Annotated in this window: 14 protein-coding genes; 10 read left to right on the top strand and 4 right to left on the bottom strand. The window is 52.8% G+C overall.

The genetic code is table 11. The annotated features are described in order from the left end of the window. The 7 genes from GYA94_RS05350 to GYA94_RS05380 all read left to right on the top strand — a co-directional run. A partial coding sequence (locus GYA94_RS05350; protein ID WP_304363532.1) for a type I restriction-modification enzyme R subunit C-terminal domain-containing protein occupies window positions 1-903 on the top strand: 903 nt, incomplete at its 5' end. An 8-nt stretch (window positions 904-911) separates the two neighbouring features. Continuing rightward, on the top strand, window positions 912-2,762 hold the full coding sequence (locus GYA94_RS05355; protein WP_161891920.1) for a DNA recombination protein RmuC: 1,851 nt from the start codon (window positions 912-914) through the stop codon (window positions 2,760-2,762). Beyond that, window positions 2,762-4,345: a type I restriction-modification system subunit M gene (locus tag GYA94_RS05360; RefSeq protein WP_161891921.1), complete on the top strand. Its 1,584-nt coding sequence runs from the start codon at window positions 2,762-2,764 to the stop codon at window positions 4,343-4,345. Before GYA94_RS05355 ends, GYA94_RS05360 begins: the two co-directional genes overlap by 1 nt. Beyond that, window positions 4,342-5,463, top strand: a complete 1,122-nt coding sequence (locus GYA94_RS05365; RefSeq protein ID WP_161891922.1) for a restriction endonuclease subunit S — start codon at window positions 4,342-4,344, stop codon at window positions 5,461-5,463. Before GYA94_RS05360 ends, GYA94_RS05365 begins: the two co-directional genes overlap by 4 nt. A 14-nt stretch (window positions 5,464-5,477) precedes the next feature. Then, on the top strand, window positions 5,478-5,672 hold the full coding sequence (locus tag GYA94_RS05370) for an AAA family ATPase (RefSeq protein ID WP_255326899.1): 195 nt from the start codon (window positions 5,478-5,480) through the stop codon (window positions 5,670-5,672). Window positions 5,673-5,677: 5 nt separating this feature from the next. After that, window positions 5,678-7,411 carry a DUF3696 domain-containing protein gene (locus tag GYA94_RS05375; protein ID WP_161891923.1) on the top strand — a complete coding sequence of 578 codons (1,734 nt, stop codon included), beginning with the start codon at window positions 5,678-5,680 and terminating at the stop codon, window positions 7,409-7,411. Beyond that, complete coding sequence (locus GYA94_RS05380) at window positions 7,411-8,307, top strand: hypothetical protein (RefSeq protein ID WP_161891924.1); 897 nt, start codon at window positions 7,411-7,413, stop codon at window positions 8,305-8,307. Before GYA94_RS05375 ends, GYA94_RS05380 begins: the two co-directional genes overlap by 1 nt. 61 nt (window positions 8,308-8,368) lie before the next feature. On the opposite strand, the gene GYA94_RS05385 is transcribed toward GYA94_RS05380, so the two are convergent. The 3 genes from GYA94_RS05385 to GYA94_RS05400 all read right to left on the bottom strand — a co-directional run bounded on the left by GYA94_RS05385 (window position 8,369) and on the right by GYA94_RS05400 (window position 11,831). Further along, the gene (locus GYA94_RS05385) at window positions 8,369-8,644 is read right to left on the bottom strand and encodes a hypothetical protein (protein WP_161891925.1); all 276 of its coding nucleotides are present in this window, start codon (window positions 8,642-8,644) and stop codon (window positions 8,369-8,371) included. Beyond that, window positions 8,641-9,621, bottom strand: coding sequence for an integrase domain-containing protein (locus GYA94_RS05390; protein WP_161891947.1), 981 nt, complete (start codon window positions 9,619-9,621; stop codon window positions 8,641-8,643). The genes GYA94_RS05385 and GYA94_RS05390 overlap by 4 nt, the downstream gene beginning before the upstream one ends. Before the next feature lie 953 nt (window positions 9,622-10,574). Next, entirely contained in the window at window positions 10,575-11,831 is a 1,257-nt protein-coding gene (locus GYA94_RS05400; protein WP_161891926.1) for an integrase domain-containing protein, read from the bottom strand. Between the two features lie 467 nt (window positions 11,832-12,298). Here GYA94_RS05400 and GYA94_RS05405 point away from each other — a divergent pair, with 467 nt between their 5' ends. Both GYA94_RS05405 and GYA94_RS05410 read left to right on the top strand, forming a co-directional pair. Beyond that, on the top strand, window positions 12,299-14,242 hold the full coding sequence (locus GYA94_RS05405) for a site-specific DNA-methyltransferase (RefSeq protein WP_161891927.1): 1,944 nt from the start codon (window positions 12,299-12,301) through the stop codon (window positions 14,240-14,242). Beyond that, on the top strand, window positions 14,235-16,607 hold the full coding sequence (locus GYA94_RS05410) for a DEAD/DEAH box helicase family protein (RefSeq protein ID WP_161891928.1): 2,373 nt from the start codon (window positions 14,235-14,237) through the stop codon (window positions 16,605-16,607). The genes GYA94_RS05405 and GYA94_RS05410 overlap by 8 nt, the downstream gene beginning before the upstream one ends. Before the next feature lie 89 nt (window positions 16,608-16,696). On the opposite strand, the gene GYA94_RS05415 is transcribed toward GYA94_RS05410, so the two are convergent. After that, window positions 16,697-16,942, bottom strand: coding sequence for a helix-turn-helix domain-containing protein (locus GYA94_RS05415; protein ID WP_161891929.1), 246 nt, complete (start codon window positions 16,940-16,942; stop codon window positions 16,697-16,699). 204 nt (window positions 16,943-17,146) lie between these two features. On the opposite strand from GYA94_RS05415, the gene GYA94_RS05420 reads away from it, so the two are divergent. Beyond that, window positions 17,147-18,052, top strand: a complete 906-nt coding sequence (locus GYA94_RS05420) for a hypothetical protein (protein WP_161891930.1) — start codon at window positions 17,147-17,149, stop codon at window positions 18,050-18,052. The last annotated feature ends 76 nt before the right edge of the window (window positions 18,053-18,128 follow it).

An 18,128-nucleotide genomic window follows, 5' to 3' on the forward strand; every position in this document is an offset into this window, starting at 1 on the left:
ACTATCCTGACGCGGCGGGATACCATTGCCCCGCTGATGTCAGCTCGTGTGCTGCGCGACAAGCATGCCACAGCGCTCGACAAGCTGATCGCCGTTATCGAGCGCTGTCTGGTGGAAAACGCCAGTTGTTTCGAGGATGGCAAGATCACCTTGTTGGAAGAGATCGACAAGCTCGCCATCAATATTCAGGCCGTGCGCCAGAAGGATGCCTTGATTGCGGAGGTGCGTAGCGCGGACTTCTGGCTCAACGCCAATGTGGGCAAGCTGGAACGAGCTCGGCAGGAGCTGCGTGGCATCATGAAATATCGCAAGTCCGGTGAGGGAGTGCTCTACAGCACGCCGGGCACTCGCACCGCCGATGGCGGCGTGCAGGTGGCTGAACGTCAGATCAAGATTCCAGGGGCCAACGAGGCCATGATCTACCGGCACCGCCTCAAGGACATCCTCGATGGCATGCTGGCTGCCAACCCGACCCTGCAGAAAATCCACAAGGGCGAGCCTATTGCCGAGCAGGAGCTGAACACGCTCACCTCGACCATCCTCACCACTCACCCAGGCATCAGCCTGCAAGTGCTGAACGAGTTCTATGGCCGCACTGCCAGCGAGCTGCAATTGACTGTGCGCGAGCTGATAGGCCTGGATGTACAGGCCATTGAGCAGCATTTTGCCCAGTTCCTGCATACCCATCCCAGCCTCACGGCCCAGCAGGTGCGCTTCATGAACCTGCTGAAAAGCTACATTGCCCAGCACGGCAGCATCGTCATCGAAAAGCTCTACGACGCACCGTTTTCCAGCATTTCCCACGAAGGCATCGACGGTGTGTTTGCCCCCGCTGATGTGGGCGTGCTAGTGGCCGTGCTCAAGCCCTTCTTGCGCGGGGACAACTCGCCTACCAGTCACTAGGAGTGCACATGCAAGCCAGTCAATGGACCACCGATATCATCGTCATCACAGTTGTACTCGCACTGGCTTGCGCGTTGCTGGGTTACTTCGCGGCAGCATTGCGTCAGGGCCGGCAACTCAGTCAGTTGGCGGCCGAGCTTGAGCATGCCCAACTGGCTCGAACGACAGCATTGGCCGACAGCGTTGCGTTGAGTGAGCGGCTCAAGGCCGCAGAAGCACGAGGGCATGAGCTCCAGGTCGCCGAGAGCACACTGAATACCAAGCTGCAGGGCGCGTTGGACAGCGTGACGCGGCTGACTCAGGAACAGCAGGAAGCCAAGGGTCGTTATGCCAACCTGGAGGCCAAGCTGGAGCAGTCTGCCAAACAACATCATGAAGCGGTCATTCAGCACGAAACGGCGTTGACTGAAATCCGGAGCCTTAAAGCGAAAGTTGAGGACTACCAGGGTCGTCTGGAGCAGGCTAATACCTTACTTCTACAAGAGCGAGAATCGGTCAGTGGTCTCAAGTCAGCACTGGCCGAAGAGGGCAAAAAAGCCAAAGGCTTTGAGGCTGCCAACACGGATGCTCGGGCACAGCTGGCAGAGCTGAAGGAGCAGATGAAGACCGCAGGCGATAAGGTTGAAACACTGCAAGGCCACCTGTCAGAGATCAAGCGCCAAGAAACCAAGCTTAGGGCCGAACTGGATGAGCGCGAGGCCAGCCATGCCCGTGAGCTCGCCAACTTCGAACGGCAGAAAGCCAGCTTAAGCGAGCAATTCAAGCTGCTGTCTAACGAGATTCTCGAGGCGAAAACCCAGTCGCTGCAGGAAAGCAGCAAGCTCAGCCTGAGTGCCGTGATGACGCCGTTTCAGCAGTCCATCGACACCTTCAAGCGTGAAGTGCAGGAGATCCACCACCGCGAAACCACCCAGCAAGGTGAGCTGCGTAAAGAGCTAGAGCAGCTGAAAACGCTGAATCAGCAGATCACCACCGAAGCCCATGAGCTGTCCACCGCGCTGCGTGGCCAAAAGAAGCTGCAGGGTAACTGGGGCGAACTGGTGTTGGAGAACGTACTCGACCGCTCAGGCCTGCAGTTGGGCAAGGACTATCTGCGCGAAGTCAGCATCACTACGGAGGAGGGGCGCCAGCGCCCCGACGCCGTGGTGTACCTGCCTCAGAGCAGGCACCTGATCATCGACGCAAAGGTTTCGCTTAACGCCTATACCCGCTATGTGAACGCAGAAGACGATTTAGAGCGTAAGCAGGCCCTAAAAGAGCATGTGCAGGCCGTGGCCAGCCGCATCAAGGAACTGGCTGACCGCGACTATTACAAGCTGCCGGGGCTTAATTCTCCGGACATGGTATTCATGTTCATCCCCATTGAATCGGCCTTCGTCGAAGCGCTTAAGGCAGACGGAACCCTGTTCCAGCAGGCCATCGAGAACAACGTGCTGGTGGCCACACCTACCACGCTGCTCACCAGCCTTAACATCGTGCGCCAGCTCTGGCGCTATGAGGACCAGAACAAGCACACCGCTGCGCTGGCCAGTCGGGCAGAGGGCGTGTTCAAAAAGCTCAACACCTTCCTGGCCAGCTTTGAGAAAATCAAAAAGGGCTTGGAAAACGCCACCGAAGCTTATGTTAGGGCCGAAGGCCAACTGGTCAGCGGCAAGGGCAATCTGGTCAAACAGGTGGGCGAATTCAAGAACCTGGCGCCTGCCATTAAAGCCCAGTTACCTGCCTATTTCTCCGACAAAGCTGCGCTGGAAATCGACTTTATCCCTGTCGAGCAGAACATTGAGGCGCTCACTGACAGCACCGAAGATCAAGACCTGCTCGCTGAATCCGACACTGAAACCGACTACGAGAACGCCTGATGCTCACCGGCAAAATTCGCACCGATATCGACAAACTCTGGGAAAAATTCTGGACTGGCGGTATCACCAACCCGCTAACTGTAATCGAACAGATCAGCTACCTGATGTTCGCCCGCATGCTCGACATGCAGGAAGAAGTGGCCGAGCGCAAGGCTAACCGTACCGGCAAGGTCTTCGACCGTCTGTTTCCCAATACACCGGAAGGCCAACTGCTGCGCTGGAAGAACTTTCGCAACCTGAGCGGGAAGGAACTACACAGCCACCTCAAGAAAAAGGTCTATCCGTTCTTCGCCCAACTCGGCAGCGCCGAAGGCGAGGGCGGTGAGCGCGAAGGCTTGGGCCATATCAGCGAGTACATGCAGGACGCCGATCTGGAGATCAAGAACGAGTCTGTACTCACCTCTGCCGTGGAGATGGTAAACGACCTGCCGCTGACCCAGAGCGACGTGAAGGGCGATATCTACGAATACCTGCTGAGTAAGCTCACCACCGCCGGCATCAACGGCCAATTCCGTACGCCGCGCCATATCATCGACGCGATGATCGAGCTAATTGCCCCGCAGCCGACCGAGGTGATCTGCGACCCGGCCTGCGGCACCGCCGGCTTCCTGGCCCGCACCATGGAATACCTCAACCGCGTGTATTCCAGCTCGGAAGGCACCTTCACCGATGAAGACGGCAACATTCATTATTCCGGTGACTTGCTCGAACCCTACCGCCAGCACCTCAACAGTCAGATGTTCTGGGGATTCGATTTCGACACCACCATGCTGCGCGTCTCCAGCATGAACATGATGCTGCATGGCGTGAACGGCGCGAACATCCGCTACCAGGACTCCCTGAGCAAATCCATCAAGGAGCACTACCCGCGTCAAGAGCAGGACTTCTTCGACGTGGTGCTGGCCAACCCGCCGTTCAAAGGCAGCCTGGACGAAACCAACACCAACCCCGACGTACTCGGCCTGGTGAAAACCAAGAAGACCGAGCTGCTGTTCGTCGCACATATTCTGCGCTCGCTCAAGCTCGGTGGTCGTGCTGCGGTGATCGTGCCGGACGGCGTGCTATTCGGTGCATCCAAGGCCCACCAGCAACTGCGCCAGGAACTGCTCGACAAAAACCAACTGGAAGGCATCCTCAGTCTGCCCGGCGGGGTGTTCAAACCATACGCCGGCGTCAGCACCGCCATCCTTATTTTCACCAAAGGCGGCACCACCGAACGCGTTTGGTTCTATGACCTGCAGGCTGACGGCTACTCGCTGGACGACAAGCGCACTGAGCTGAAGGGCGAGGACAGCAACGACCTGCCCGATGCTATTGCCCAATGGCACAAATACCGGCAGATGATCGAAGGCAACGTCAGTGCCAATACCATCAATACTCTGTTTGGTGACAAGCGCAAAAAAGCTTTTGTTGTCCTCGCGGAAGAAGTCGCCGCCAACAAGTACGATCTTTCCATCAACCGCTACAAGGAAGTTGAGTACCAGCAAGAGCGGTACGAAGATCCTAAAGTGATATTGCAACGGCTGAAAGGGTTGGAACGGGAGATCCTTACGGATCTGGATGAGTTGGAGGAGATGCTGTGAGTTTTTTCCAAAATCACTCTGGTTGGCCTTTGGTGCCGCTGAAAAATGTGGCGACTTTAAAGCGTGGATATGACCTTCCAGTTGGTGCAAGAAACGAAGGTACAGTGCCTATTTATGCAGCCAATGGACGAAGTGGTGTCCATGACGAGCTGAAAATTAAGGGGCCAGGGGTAATCACGGGCAGGTCGGGGACAATTGGTAAGGTTCACTATTGCGAAGAAGGTTTTTGGCCGCTTAACACAGCCTTATATGTGATGGATTTCCATGGTAACCATCCGCGCTGGGTCTATTATATGCTCTCAAGCTTTAAGCTAGAGCGGTTTTCTGAGGGGGCTGGTGTACCGACTCTAAATAGGAATCTGGTTCATGACGAGATGATCCCGCTTCCGCCCTTACACGAACAAAAGCGCATCGCTGACATCCTCGACAAGGCGGACGCCATCCGCCGCAAACGCCGGCAAGCCACCCAGCTCGCCGACGACTTCCTTCGCGCCGTGTTTCTGGACATGTTCGGCGACCCGGCGACTAATCCGAAGGGGTGGGAGGCTTTCACCCTGGCAGATGTAGTCAGAAAAGGTTCAATCATTACTTACGGTATAGTCCAAGCTGGTGAGCATGTGGATGGAGGCGTGCCATATATTAGGACAGGTGATTTCAAGGGTGGAAAGCTGGCTCGGTCAGGCTATGCATGCACGTCTGCTGACATAGCAAATAAATTTAAACGCTCTGAAGTTGGTCTGGGTGATATTGTCTACTGTATTAGGGCGAGTGTTGGCTCTGCTGATGTTGTTCCGGATTTTCTTGTTGGCGCAAATTTAACACAGGGGACAGCAAAGATATCGCCGGCCCACGACATGAAGGCTGAATTTTTGGTGGAACTGCTCAGAAGCGCTGCGTTCCGCTCGTGGATTGACAAGAACTCCAAAGGTGCAACCTTTAAAGAAATCACTCTGGCAAGATTAAGAGAGGCTCCAGTTTTTAAACCACCCATGTTCGAGCAGGAGGCATTCATTAGCATTAAAAAAATCGTAATGGAGCGGTTGGCGGTGAAGTTTCAAGAGGCAGATGTTCCGCTTTTTGAGTCGCTTAGCCAAAAAGCTTTTTCCGGTCAGCTGTAGATAAGGAAATCTCCATGCGCCTCCAGTCCGTCAAACTCATGTATTTCCGTGGGTACCGAGCCACCACTCTTGTCACCATCGACGAAGCCGTGACCGGCATCGTTGGTCGCAATGACTACGGCAAATCGACCATCCTCGAAGCCCTGGCCATCTTCTTCGAGAACGGCGACCTCAATCCATCTGCCGGGACCTGCGGAGCTGGAGCATAAAAGCCATGCGCATTACGGAAATTGCCCTAACTAACTTTCGTGCATTTCAGGCTACCCAATCCATCGCGCTGGCGCCTGTGACCTTGATATTCGGCCCTAATAGCGTCGGCAAAAGCTCGGTTCTGCAGGCGCTGTTTTATCTCCAGCAGATCCTCGCAAAAGGCCACTGCGACCCACAGCGCATTGATATGTTGGGAGAAAAACACATCGGCGGCTTTGCCAGCTTGGTGAATGGCGGTGATCTGAATAAGCGCATTGTCATTAAGCTTCATGTCGCAAAAAACGACAGCATCGGGGCTAGTTACAACCAGCTGTATGAGCTGATCAATGAGGATTTTGGCCTAACTGTCGATAGCCCAACCGCAGATGCCGCACACTTTGCTGTGGAGTTGCATCTCGCCTGGTCTAAATCAGCCGAAACCGCCTATGTGGCGTGTTACAAGCTGTGGCTGGACGACACACTGATCGCTGAATTGAACAGTGATTCGGGGATGAAGCAGCCAGTGCTAGCCTGGCTCAATTACCAGCATCCCGCTTTGTTGGCTGAACTGGATTTGGACGAAGCTCCGGAGCGCGAAGCCGAAGGCTTTGTGAGCTACTTGCATGAGCTGTTAAACGCTCAGCGCCCCAGTCAGCGGGTCAGTCGCCGCGAATCCTTGCATATGCCTGAAATGATCTTTGCCCATGCCGAGCTGGGTTTTGAAGGCTTTGCTGGCGCCTTACCCCTGCTAGGCAAGCGATTGGAAACCACCGTCGAACACGACGACCCGCGCATCACCACACGACTGCATGAAATTCTCTCGGATGTATTGGTAGCTCCATTAGATAACTTGCTGACACTGCTAAATCAGAGTTTGTGCATCGGCCCGCTCCGCATGGTGCCTGATGCCATGCGCCAGCCCAATCCTTACCCCGAGCAGAAAGACTGGTACAGCGGCGCGGCTGCCTGGGATGTAGTTAGTGCGCTCAGTCGGCAGCACAAAGCACCCGCCTTGATGGCCGAGATTAACCAGTGGATGAGGCATCTCGGCCTGGGCTATTCACTGCGTGCAAAGTCGGTGGTGAGCAAGGTGGTGTATTCCGGCGGTGACGACAGTCTGGGTGATTTGCGCGCCATGCTCGATGCACATGGCGATAAGCTTGAAATCAGCTTCAGCGGTGCTGATGAAGAAGGCAATTCGTCAGAGCAGAAAGCACCTATAAACATAAAGAAGTTGAAAGCGCTTCTGCAGGAGCTAGCGCCTGATAGTGTTGCGCCTAAGGGTGCAGTTATTGAGCAGGTGCGCAATCAATGGGCACTCTGGGATGATACGCGGCAGTGCGACGTAGCTTTCTCTGAGGTTGGTGTGGGAATTTCACAGCTGTTTCCGCTGATTGTGGCTGCTGTTGTGGCACGTCAGGGGCTTGTGACCTGTGAGCAGCCAGAGCTGCATGTGCATCCACGAATTCAAGTTGGTATAGGTGATTTGCTCACCCAGGCCAATCGCCAATGCAGCCTCCTTATCGAGACCCATAGCGAACATCTGATTTTGCGGATCTTGCGCCGGATTCGCGAAAGCTGTGAGGGCGATTTGCCCAATGGCCTTAAGCAACTGAAACCTGAGGATGTGTCGATTATCTACCTCGACACGATAGCAGGTGGGGTAAAGGCCACGCGTATAGAAATTGATCGCTATGGAGAGTTCACTAGCCGTTGGCCCAATGGCTTCTTTGCTGAGCGTGGTGAGGAGTTGTTCTGATGCACGCTATATTTGCAATTGAGCCGGATGCTATCAATAACTGGCAAGACTTGAAGTACGCACTGGAGAAATTCAGCTATAGCAAGGGCTTGTTGATTGCACGTTTTCCTAAGCCCTGGCCCCGTTTGGTGATTGAGGCCTGTGAGCGTCGCGGCGTGGGGGATGTGGAGCGGGCGCGTATCGTCGAGAAGCTGCGCCAAGCCCAGAACGACCGACTGGTACGCTTGGGACTGCCGTTTGATGGGGACGATTGGATCGCCAATGCCAAACAAGGTAGTGTGCGCGAGCGCCTGTCGGCAATCTTGGTGCGGGATAACCACGATGCCGAGCGATTTCATTGTCTAGCCGAGGTTGAAGAGACGCTGTTTGAAAATCGTCGTGATGTGCAGGTTAAGCGCAATGCTCAAGCATTGGCCGAGGCTGCGCGGTATGTGTTGCTGAGTTCTGATCGATTTTTTCTAGTCGACCCGTATTTTCAGGCTATGCCCAAGTGCTGCAGGGTGTTGAAGGCGATGTTTGATCTTTGTCGCCAGCAGGAGCATCGACTGGCTGAGCTGATTATCTTTACCGCAAAAAGCACGGACGACCGTCGCCTTGACCTAATTGCTGCCGATTATGAAAGGATGCTTGAAGCTCTACTGGGGCAAGGGGTTTGTATACGTATTCATCTATTATCTGATGCTGCTTTGGATCAGGACTTTCATGCACGTTATATATTCAGCCCGCGTGCTGGTTTGCGCTTTGATCGAGGTTTTGTTGAGCCCCTGGATCATGCACAGCGCGAGCACTTGACCGATGTTGTCTGCTTGGATGAGCGCCGGGTGGCTGAGCTGAGAAGTCGCTATCTGGAGTCTGACGATGGCCTGGCTAACGCAGAGTCTATTGTTCTGTCGTGAAGTGATTCCGATGTCAAGAGGGAGCTGAATTGGGGCTCTGTCCTCAGCACGGCTAATCTTTTTAGCCGTTGAATATCCATGGCTTTTCTAGGCGACGAACGAGTAATCGTGCTGTCAGAACGTAGTAATAGCGCGTTGCCTGACTTTTCGACGTAAGGTGGTATCCGAGAAACCAAGCCAAATGCTTTCTTTGCCAAGTCCAGGGTGTGGTTCGCTTCCAGCGTTTTGCTATTTCGGCTTGGATGATCCTCGCCTGTCGCACATGTCGTTGCCGGGCTGGGTGCGAGCCAGTCAGCACGCCAGCCAGGAACACCTCCATATCGAATGGCTTGCTCATGTTCGTCCTCCAATGTAAGCCGCGACCACGTCGACTCGACCGTGCCCCAACTCATAGCTGATTTGCTTCCGAGCCTCACGATCAAGGTTCCTGTCTACCTGGCAACATTGGCCGCCGTTGATAGACGCGCGGTGTTGGGAAATTTGCTCATAGCGCTCACATCCGTATGCCGCTCGTAGCTCATGGAAGCCTTTGAGATTGTGTGCATGCAGGATGCCCTGCGCAGGACGGATAATTTTTTGCAGAAAAATCAGGTAGCTTTCGTGTGGCGCAATTAGGTTGCGACTACCCGCAGGTGACACCTTCTGTGCAAACCCAAGTGCATCACAAATATGGTCATCCACCGTAATCCAACGGGGAGCAAGGGCACCGGCGCGGCCGCCCTTGGTGCCATCCTGAATGTTAATCCTGCCTAGCTCTTTAGCCTCACGGTGTAGCCGTGGCAGATCAGCCAAGATGGCCTCACGCAAGCGCATGCCGGTAGCTCGCGCCAATAGAACAATCGCGGCGGCCCGTAGCTGATATTGGCTGCAAAGTGCATCGACGATCTGCTTAACCTGTTCGCGGTCTTGGCCTTGCGGCACCGACTGTCGAACCCCGGTGCGCTGCATTCCCAACGCCTTGCTCGGACTGGGCAATTTCACATACTGATCACCGCGAAGCGCCGCCATGGTCCTGTTAACGCTGGAAAGCCTGTTTTGTGCGGTGCTGACGGCGAGGTCACCGCGCCGAACCACATCGCGCAGATACGCTGCATAATCGCCCAACACTTTCCGATCAATCTGCCGCGCATCATTGATACCGGGCCCCTGTTCGGAGCGGCACCACTTGACGAATGCCTGCCATCGATCACTATGCGCCTTGACCGTACCGTAGTGGCCACCGCCGAACATGTCTTTCAGCGCCTGCGGCCCTGCATAGCTCAATTGCCTGCCATAGCCGAAATTGCGGCCATCGCGTCTACTCACCAATCCCATGTCGGTCACCTCATCTGCCTTTCTCCGATCCTTGCCCCACGTCATCCCGCCAAGAATGCTGAGTGTTATCAGGGATCAAGGTCCCTGCGACCTGTGGGGATGTCCTCTAACGCGGGACTGGCGGCTCCTTACGACCGGGAGCAAGGGCATCTCATGATCTGGCCTCCTGAGCACCGTTACCGGTGGGCGGGTGGAGGCTGCATTGGCTGACGAGACCAGTGCCTGAAGATCCTGAGCCGGGTGAACGCAGCGGTGCGATGACCGGGGCGTGCCTGACTGTCAGTCAGGTGCAGTCCATTCCCTGGTCTGCGGCACCATCATCTGCAGCACTGTTGCTGGTGGCTTCGGTGTTTGTCACGCCGATTGTCACGAGGGGAAATGCCGCAAAGCCTTGTACGAATTGGGCTGCAGCAGTGGTAGGAGCGCCCGTCTCTTTCCAGGAGAAAGAGACGGGCGCAGGTTGGCGCAAGATTCGGCCAAGCGGATAGGTTGCTGCAGGGCAGCGAAGTAGGAGGTGTTGTCTGGCGCACGAGGGCCATGATCTGAAGAAGGCATCCATCACCGGGGAGGTGACCGGGCGAGCTGCCGGATGCGAATCGCCATTTGGGGGGAGAACCACCGCGACAGCGGCGTGACCTTCAAGGCTCGGGCCACCTGGGGTGCTGTCATCGACAGCGCTTGCACGGCCAGTTCTACGCCTGTAGATAAACCCGGTCAAGGTTCAAAATTCAGCGCCACTTTGGACTTTAAGAGCGGTTATCCACCGGTGGAATTCCGTGGTAAATCCTGGACAACGTGGTCGCTTTTAGCTCTTCAAAGTGAGGTCCATCCAAACAGGGCGGCTTTGCAGCCCTGTTTGGATGGACCCGTGCTGAGAAGCGAATAAGCGAGGCTGCTAGCCCCGAATCTTGAACGTTCAGTTGTTTCTGCTGCCGTTCTTGCGCCGTATAGCGCTAGCGTATCGGCACCACGTTCTTGTCTCTGACTTGGCCATACGCTGAGGCGAGCAGGCTGCCGGTGGCGGCTTTCTGGATGTACTCACTCCACCACGCCATCATCGGGCGCCGGCGCTCGATGTAGTCAGCTCGGTTGTAGGCGCTCCGCACCTCATCCTTGTCGACATGCGCCAGGGCTACTTCGATGAGCTCAGGATCCCAGCCATGTTCATTCAAGATGGTGCTGGCTATCGAGCGCATACCGTGGCTGACCAATCGATCCTGAAAGCCCATGCGTTTCAATGCCATGTTGGCGGTCTGGCTATTGGCGTGGGTGCGTGGATTTCTATCGGCCGGGAAGACGTATTCGCGATGGCCGCTGTGAGTCTTCAGTGACTCCAACAGTGCGACAGCGTGATCACTCAACGGGATGCTGTGTGGGCGGCGCTTCTTCATCCGCTCCGGTGGAATAGTCCAGACACGCCGTTCAAAGTCGATGTCTGCCCAGCGAGTAGTCGCCGCCTCGGCGGGGCGAGTCATCGTGTGCAACTGCCATTCGATCAGGCAGCGGGTGGTGCGTTTGATGCTGGCGTTCGCGATCTCCAGCATGAGCTCGGGGAGTTCTTCGGGTGGTAGCGCAGCCATGTTCTCTTTCTTGGGCTTCTTGAATACAGCCCTGATACCGGTGAGCGGGTTGGCGAAGATCAGGCCGGAGTTTACGCCGTAGGTCATGATCTCGTTTAGCCGCTGGCTAAGACGTTTGACTGTTTCCAGGCTGCCTTTCGCTTCGATTGGACGAAGCAATGCGATCACCATCGGTGCGGTTATTTTCGTGAGTGGTGTCGTCTTCAAATCGGGGAACACATGCAGCGTGAGCGACCGCCAAATGTCCTCAGCGTAGGCCGGGGTGACCGAGTCTTTCTTGAGCTCGAACCAGGCGGTGGCCACGTTCTCGAAGGTATGTTCCGTTTCTGCGCGCTTGGCCTCATTCAACGTATTGCGCTGCACCTTCGGATCAATGCCCTGAGCGAGCAGCTCACGTGCATCGACTGCCATCTTTCGTGCATTCGCCAGTGACAGTTCGGGGTAGGTCCCGAAGCCGATATTGATGCGCTTCTTGGTCACCGGTTCGCGGTAGTTGAAATTCCACAGCAATGAGCCGTTGCTGCGTACGCGGAGCTGCAAACCGTCACCGTCGGTGAGGACGTAATCCTTGGACGCGGGTTTGACTCCCTTGAGCTGTCGATCGGAGAGGCGGAGGTTTTGAGCAGGCATGAGATTGTCCTCAAGCACTGATTCGGTATTCCAAAGATTAGCACCGGGTGAGGTGGAATACCGCCTGGAATACCCGAACGGCTGGAACTCAAAAACTCTCAAAAGACCGCAAAAGCGCTGGAGGCCGCGTATTTACTGGATTTCAGGCACAAAAAAAGACGTCCGTGGACGTCTTTTTTTGATCATTTGGTGGAGCCGGGGGGAGGTGAACCCAGCCAGTCATTTCAAAAAAACCTTATAAAACAAGGACATGAATTACTGGTGGTGGAGTGTTGCCTCCCACATGCTGCAAAAAATGCCGCCCTTGACGCGGGACGAGGCGAGTATGCCAGCCAACTGCCGTCAGGGCCAGAAACTGATGCAGAGCACCCACTGTCGGCCAAATTAGAGATGGCGTGACAGCTCCCCGAACCTCTAAAATAAGCGATTTTTGTCGCAGCCTTTGCGCAATTTTTCGAGGGGCGTTTATGGATTATGATCAACTGCCTAGAGCTGCGCTGGTGCGCTTGCTTCAAGAGCATGACGAAGCGCTCGCTGATGCCGGGAAAAATGGCATTGTCATGAACTACACGGGGCGAGCTGCTCCCTGGCAGATCATCCGGCAGGTCAAGCCCAAGCTCGCCGCCATCGTCAAAAAACACTCCTACGGGGAAGAGCTGGCTCAGGCTGAGAACGAGATCTGGGACGGCGAAAACCTCTCGGCGATGGTAACGCTCTATAAGTATCGGGGTCAGATCGACCTGGTTGTGACTGACCCTCCATATAACACGGGCGAGGATTTTCGTTACAACGATAAGTGGGACAAAGATCCAAATGACCCGGATTTGGGTGATGTCGTACCTAAGGATGATGGCTCAAAGCACAGCAAGTGGCTGAGGTTCATGACCCCTCGTATATGGATGATGAGGGAGATGCTGAAGCCTGGTGGTGTGATGGCCATATGCATTGACCACCGGGAACTGTTCCGGTTGGGGATGCTGATGGATGAGATCTTCGGTGAAGATAATCGCCTCGCTATTATCAACTGGCAGAAGTCAGCGGCTGCCCGTCCAGATAATCGGCATATATCCACTGCGACTGAATACGTTTTGGTCTATGGCAAAGATGTTGATAGAGTAAAAACTGCATCCATGACGCGAGGGGAGTCGGATAATAAGCGCTACTCCAATCCGGACAACGACCCTGGCAATCTCTGGCGGGAGGGTAACCTCACTGCGAAAAGCTACTCTGCGAAAGATGACTACGGTATTCAGTCACCTTTCACGGGCATCGTACATTATCCAGCGGGGAACGGCGCGTGGCGTCACCCCAAGAAAAATGTCAAGGTCTGGCTGAATGCTTGGGGGCCAGATTACGAAGAACGTGACATTGGTGATGGTCGCGGCAAAGCCTTAATGGTGAAAAAGCAGCAGCCAGGTGTTCTGGCTGAAAGTATCTCCAAGAAATCATATGAAAGACTATCAGAAGATAATTGGCCTTTCCTATGGTTTGGTCGCGATGGACTTGGCCGGCCAAGAGTAAAAACCTATCTTGAACAAATAAAAAAGGGCAAAGTGCCTGTTACTTACTGGTCAGACTCCGATCTTAGCTCTGATTTGGTTACTGATATTGATCTTGGGTCAACATCCTGGGACTACAAAGAATCAGGCAGATCGGCTGACGGAGTTGCGGAACTTACAGCCGTCGTTGGGCAAGGTCATGGTTTTTCAACAGTCAAGCCATTGAAGTTGATGACTAAGATAATTCAGCTTTGGTGCCCTCCTAACGGAATCGTTATGGATCCTTTTGCAGGCTCTGGGACGACGGCACATGCCGTTCTCGAACTTAATCAAGAGGCCGATAGTTCTAGAAGATTTATTCTAATTGAGCAAGGGAACACCGAAAAAGGTGACCATTATGCTCGGACACTTACAGCTGAGCGTGTTAAGCGTGTTATGTCTGGAGCATGGGCAGCGGAAAAGCGTAAGCCAATCCCTAGTGGGTTCCGCTTTATTGAATTGAAGCGTGAAAAGATAGACGCTTCAGCGGTCAACGCTTTAGCCCGTGAAGAGATGATTGACTTGCTTTTAACAAGCTACTGGAATAAGGCTGAAAAAGCAAAGTCGTATCTAAGAAGGCTTCCTGCTCAGGTGAATAGACATCTATTTGCAGTTAATGCAAAGAATGAGGGCTTTTTCCTGATATGGGATTCCCCAGAAAAGCCGTCAGCGTTAACCAAAGCCGCATTTCGAGAAATCGCTGAAGAGGCTAAGAGTGCGGGGCTTGCTGTGCGATATCATGTGTACGCAGCGTTAGCACCCTACACTGGCAGCAGTGTAGAATTTTATAAAATTCCAGATCAGGTCCTTGAGCATATTGGGTTTAATCAGCGTCAGGACTCTTATAATAATGAGGGAGACTTTGATGCCTGATTTCAATCTCAAGGCTTTTCAAGCTGAAGCAGCGAGCACCATAGTACAGCGTTATGCGTTTTTCGCTAATCACCCCTATCGTCCGAGTAAAGGGCCTAAGCCTAGACCTTTCTTTCAAGCACTGTCTGCGTTAACAGGGGCGGGCAAGACACCAATCCTGGCCCAGGCAGTAACCTTGATGCGCTCGCATTTTGCATCTGAGCCAATTGTCTTTTGGATGTCTAAAGCAAAGCCCGTAGTTGCTCAGACGTATGTAAATTTCAGTGCGGGCGGAAAATACTCGGAAATCGTAGAGGGTTTTCGAGTAATTAATATTTCGCAACTAACACCCCATCACATCGAAGACTCAGCCACACCTTTGATGATTATGGCAACCACAGGGCTTTTTAACAACAAAGATCAGTCTGAAGGTGCTCTGAACGTCTATAAAAAAGATGCTGATCTTTTTGGCAACTCATCGCCGTGGGAGCGATTAATTTCGCGAGTATCTAACGGAAAGCGTCGACCGCTGCTCATAGTATATGATGAAGGGCACAATCTTTCTGAGCAGCAGACAGACATTCTCTCCGAGCTGGAACCCGACGCCTACTTACTCGCTAGTGCTACTTTAAAACTGCCCAACAATTTTCACAAAGGAGTCATTCAGCCCATCAAGCTCTGGGTTGAAGAGTCAGGGGACGATCATGAACATTTTGAGAAGCTTAAGTCTATAGACTCCGATGGGCAGCCGAACGCCCAGCTGTTCGTGACGACCGCTGTTAGTAGCGAAAAAGTTGTGAGCGCTGAACTCGTCAAGAAAGCAATTCAGTTTGACGGAACCACTGGTGCGATGGAGAAGTCTTTAGACGACCTCCATAAGCGGCTATCATCAATTGAGGCTGAAATTAACGCCAGAGGGCTGGGTTTTTCTCCAAAAGCTATCTATGTTTGTAAAACAAACATTGCTGATGATGGAGAAAAAGATGACCACTCCAAACCGTTTTTGTTGAGGAAAGCACCGCCGATTAGAATATGGCGTTATCTCGTCGAGGAAAAAGGTATATCTCCTGAGGATATTGCAATTTATGCAAATCTTGCATTTATGGATGGGAATAAACCTGATGAAGTGAATCTCTTTTCAAAGGGCGAAAAAGACTTTGAAGATTTCCAGGCTGGTGATTTCAAGCACATAATATTTAACCTCTCTCTTCAGGAGGGATGGGATGACCCAGGTTGCTACCTTGCCTATATCGATAAAAGTATGGGGTCCTCAATCCAGGTTGAGCAAATCATAGGTCGAGTTTTAAGGCAGTATGGAGCAAAGCACTACGACAACGCACTTCTTAACTCAGCCCATTTCTTTTTGCGTGTTGACAATCAAAGTGTGTTTACCGCTTCGATTAATGCAGTAAAGGAGAAACTGAGGGCAGAAGGTGCTCCAATAGAAATTGTCGATAATTTTGGTGGCGCAGGTGGTGCAGTTGATGATTTGCATCTGAAGGATGGTTTGGAGGTTGCGCTGCATCAGGTGCACGTCGATGCTAGTGAAGCCTGTAGCAGGATCGCTGAAATCGTTGGTGATTTCCCCACCTTCACTGAAAACACTCCGGACACGCAAGGCCAGGCCCATACTGCGACCCAGACAGTTGATCTGGAGTCATTGAATAAGGATTCGAGCCTAGAGTGGATGCAAGGTGGGAATACTAATCCAGTGCGCTTGCGCTGGCTTGTTAATACAGCATTAAGAGCACGCTCTACCCGAGCGCTGGCTGTTACTGATCTGAAACACCCTAAGTTTGATTGCCGAGTACAAATACATAGTGCAGCTGAAAGATATGCTGAAAAACTGGCAGCCGAAATTGTAGATGCGTATTATTCAAACTCGGAATTGGCTTACGAGAGCGGCGCTCCGTTCCAGTTTGGCGCTATTAGGGTACCTCGAAATGGTACGACATACGTCAATTCGATCTATGAAAAATATTCAGGTTTAAATAAGTTTGAGGCGCCTTTTGCAGATTCTTTGGATAAAGCAGGTTTTCCATGGCACCGTAACTCCAGCAGCGGCGGGTTTCATATCCCGCTATTAACGGAGGGCGATGCGGGATCATTCTATCCTGATTTTTTGGTGTGGAAATCTGGGCTTGTCTACTGTCTCGATACTAAAGGCGGGCACCTTCTAAGCGACGCAGTTGCCAGAAAGCTATTCGACATTCAAGAGGATGGTCGCAGTAAGGTCTTGGTGCGCTTCATCACTGAGGGCAAGCAAACTGAGTTGCGCGGAAAGTGTTTGAAAGGCGGCTATACAGTATGGAAAATGAAGTCTGGTACTCCGACTCCAATTCATGTCGCCGACCTTGATAAGGCAGTTAAAGAGTGTCTTAAATAAAAACTATAAGAGAGGCCCTCTTGCCAGGGCCTCTCTTATAGTTTATTCGCAAAAAACATCTAATTTGCGCTAATGCGAAAAGCGCTTTCTCACAATCCCGCATGTTGCATCAGCTCTGATGGCTTACAGCTGAGCGCTGCCGCGATCCTTATGATATTTAAGAATGTAACATTCCGTTCGCCGCGTTCGATTTTGCCCATGTGTGACCTGTCAATTTCAGCGGCATCAGCCAGCGCCTCCTGAGACAAGCCCAACCCTTTTCTGAGGGTACGCACCGACGCTCCTAGCTTTAGGAGATCACCCTGTTTATCTGACTCCGCTGAGATTCTTGCCATGGGGTAAATCTGGCGGGTATGATGGCTTTATGGCCACGGTATTTACGACCCATTTTGATCGTCTCCCTGCTCTGGGGTGGGCTTTGAGCGTGCCGCAGGCCCAAATTTTGGTCAGTACGTGGTGATAGCGCGATCCTTGAAAGTGATCACTTTGTCGAACCACTGCAAAAGTCGCTTTAAATCTCAACTAAAAGGATGTTCTAGATGACTAGCCCTAAACCAAATTTCGCCCGCTCGATTGCACTCGCTTCTGCCATAACTAGCGCGGTTTTGTTAGCTGGCTGTAAAGATGAGAAAGATTTGTCAAGTGAGCCCGAAAAGACGGGTGAGGTAACCGCGACTAAAAGCGAAGAACCTACGTTCGAGAGCTTGAACAACACATTAGTAGCAAAATTTGCTAACCCAGGTGAAGGCCAGCCAGAGGCATATCTAGATATCCTGTACCCCGCCACTGCTTTCCGTCTTTACAATAGCTATCGCACGTGGGACGAGCCTGGCCAGGATATCGCAGAATTCCTCAGAACCTCTGTACCAGCTGACGCCACGACTGCTGAAGTGTTCCAATTGGGGCGGGAATACGGTGACACTACAGATGAATTTAAAAAGCGCGATCTGAGCGAGAAAATTTCAGCGCAGACCAAAGTCGAAGCAGAAAAAATCAATGGCAATCGGCTGGTTAAATTTCTTAGTGTGCCGACTAATCCAGTTTCCTTGGAACTGGGTAAATATAATTTCGATGAAAAAAGCTTCAAGATTGATCATTGCTTGTTCTCAGATAAACTGAAGTACACGAAAGAAGAGGCGCGATTCGCTCAAAGTATGAAAGGAGCGGATCAAGAACGGTGCTATTTCAGAACCACGAATACCGAACTACGAGTTGGATTTGTAGGCGGGTCTGATGTGCGTTTTAAAGTTGAAGATTCAGATCTGGCGAGAAGAATTGAAGGTGAACGCGGCAATCTGAAAATCGAAGTGTTCGGATATGTTAACTCCGTTGAACGTGAGCGCGTCGGTGGAAATCTCGTGAAGGAACGGACGGTACTCATTGCACCCCAGAAGCTTGTGCTAATCGACTCACGCAATCAAGTTTTGTTCGAGACTAAGATTTAACCGGTGAATAGAAATGGAAAAGCTTAAGAAGGGGCTAGTCAGGATTGCTGGTCAGGTGTCTAGCCTTCACGGTAGT

Source organism: Pseudomonas juntendi (genome assembly GCF_009932375.1).
In the GTDB taxonomy this organism is placed as follows: Bacteria; Pseudomonadota; Gammaproteobacteria; order Pseudomonadales; family Pseudomonadaceae; genus Aquipseudomonas; species Aquipseudomonas juntendi.

What these genes read in the sequence shown, in the direction of transcription:
- GYA94_RS05385 (WP_161891925.1), bottom strand. Translation starts at nt 8,644, where the DNA reads ATGAGCAAGCCATTCGATATGGAGGTGTTCCTGGCTGGCGTGCTGACT.
- GYA94_RS05380 (WP_161891924.1), top strand. Translation starts at nt 7,411, where the DNA reads ATGCACGCTATATTTGCAATTGAGCCGGATGCTATCAATAACTGGCAA.
- GYA94_RS05360 (WP_161891921.1), top strand. Translation starts at nt 2,762, where the DNA reads ATGCTCACCGGCAAAATTCGCACCGATATCGACAAACTCTGGGAAAAA.
- GYA94_RS05405 (WP_161891927.1), top strand. Translation starts at nt 12,299, where the DNA reads ATGGATTATGATCAACTGCCTAGAGCTGCGCTGGTGCGCTTGCTTCAA.
- GYA94_RS05400 (WP_161891926.1), bottom strand. Translation starts at nt 11,831, where the DNA reads ATGCCTGCTCAAAACCTCCGCCTCTCCGATCGACAGCTCAAGGGAGTC.
- GYA94_RS05375 (WP_161891923.1), top strand. Translation starts at nt 5,678, where the DNA reads ATGCGCATTACGGAAATTGCCCTAACTAACTTTCGTGCATTTCAGGCT.
- GYA94_RS05420 (WP_161891930.1), top strand. Translation starts at nt 17,147, where the DNA reads ATGACTAGCCCTAAACCAAATTTCGCCCGCTCGATTGCACTCGCTTCT.
- GYA94_RS05410 (WP_161891928.1), top strand. Translation starts at nt 14,235, where the DNA reads ATGCCTGATTTCAATCTCAAGGCTTTTCAAGCTGAAGCAGCGAGCACC.
- GYA94_RS05370 (WP_255326899.1), top strand. Translation starts at nt 5,478, where the DNA reads ATGCGCCTCCAGTCCGTCAAACTCATGTATTTCCGTGGGTACCGAGCC.
- GYA94_RS05415 (WP_161891929.1), bottom strand. Translation starts at nt 16,942, where the DNA reads ATGGCAAGAATCTCAGCGGAGTCAGATAAACAGGGTGATCTCCTAAAG.
- GYA94_RS05355 (WP_161891920.1), top strand. Translation starts at nt 912, where the DNA reads ATGCAAGCCAGTCAATGGACCACCGATATCATCGTCATCACAGTTGTA.
- GYA94_RS05390 (WP_161891947.1), bottom strand. Translation starts at nt 9,621, where the DNA reads ATGGGATTGGTGAGTAGACGCGATGGCCGCAATTTCGGCTATGGCAGG.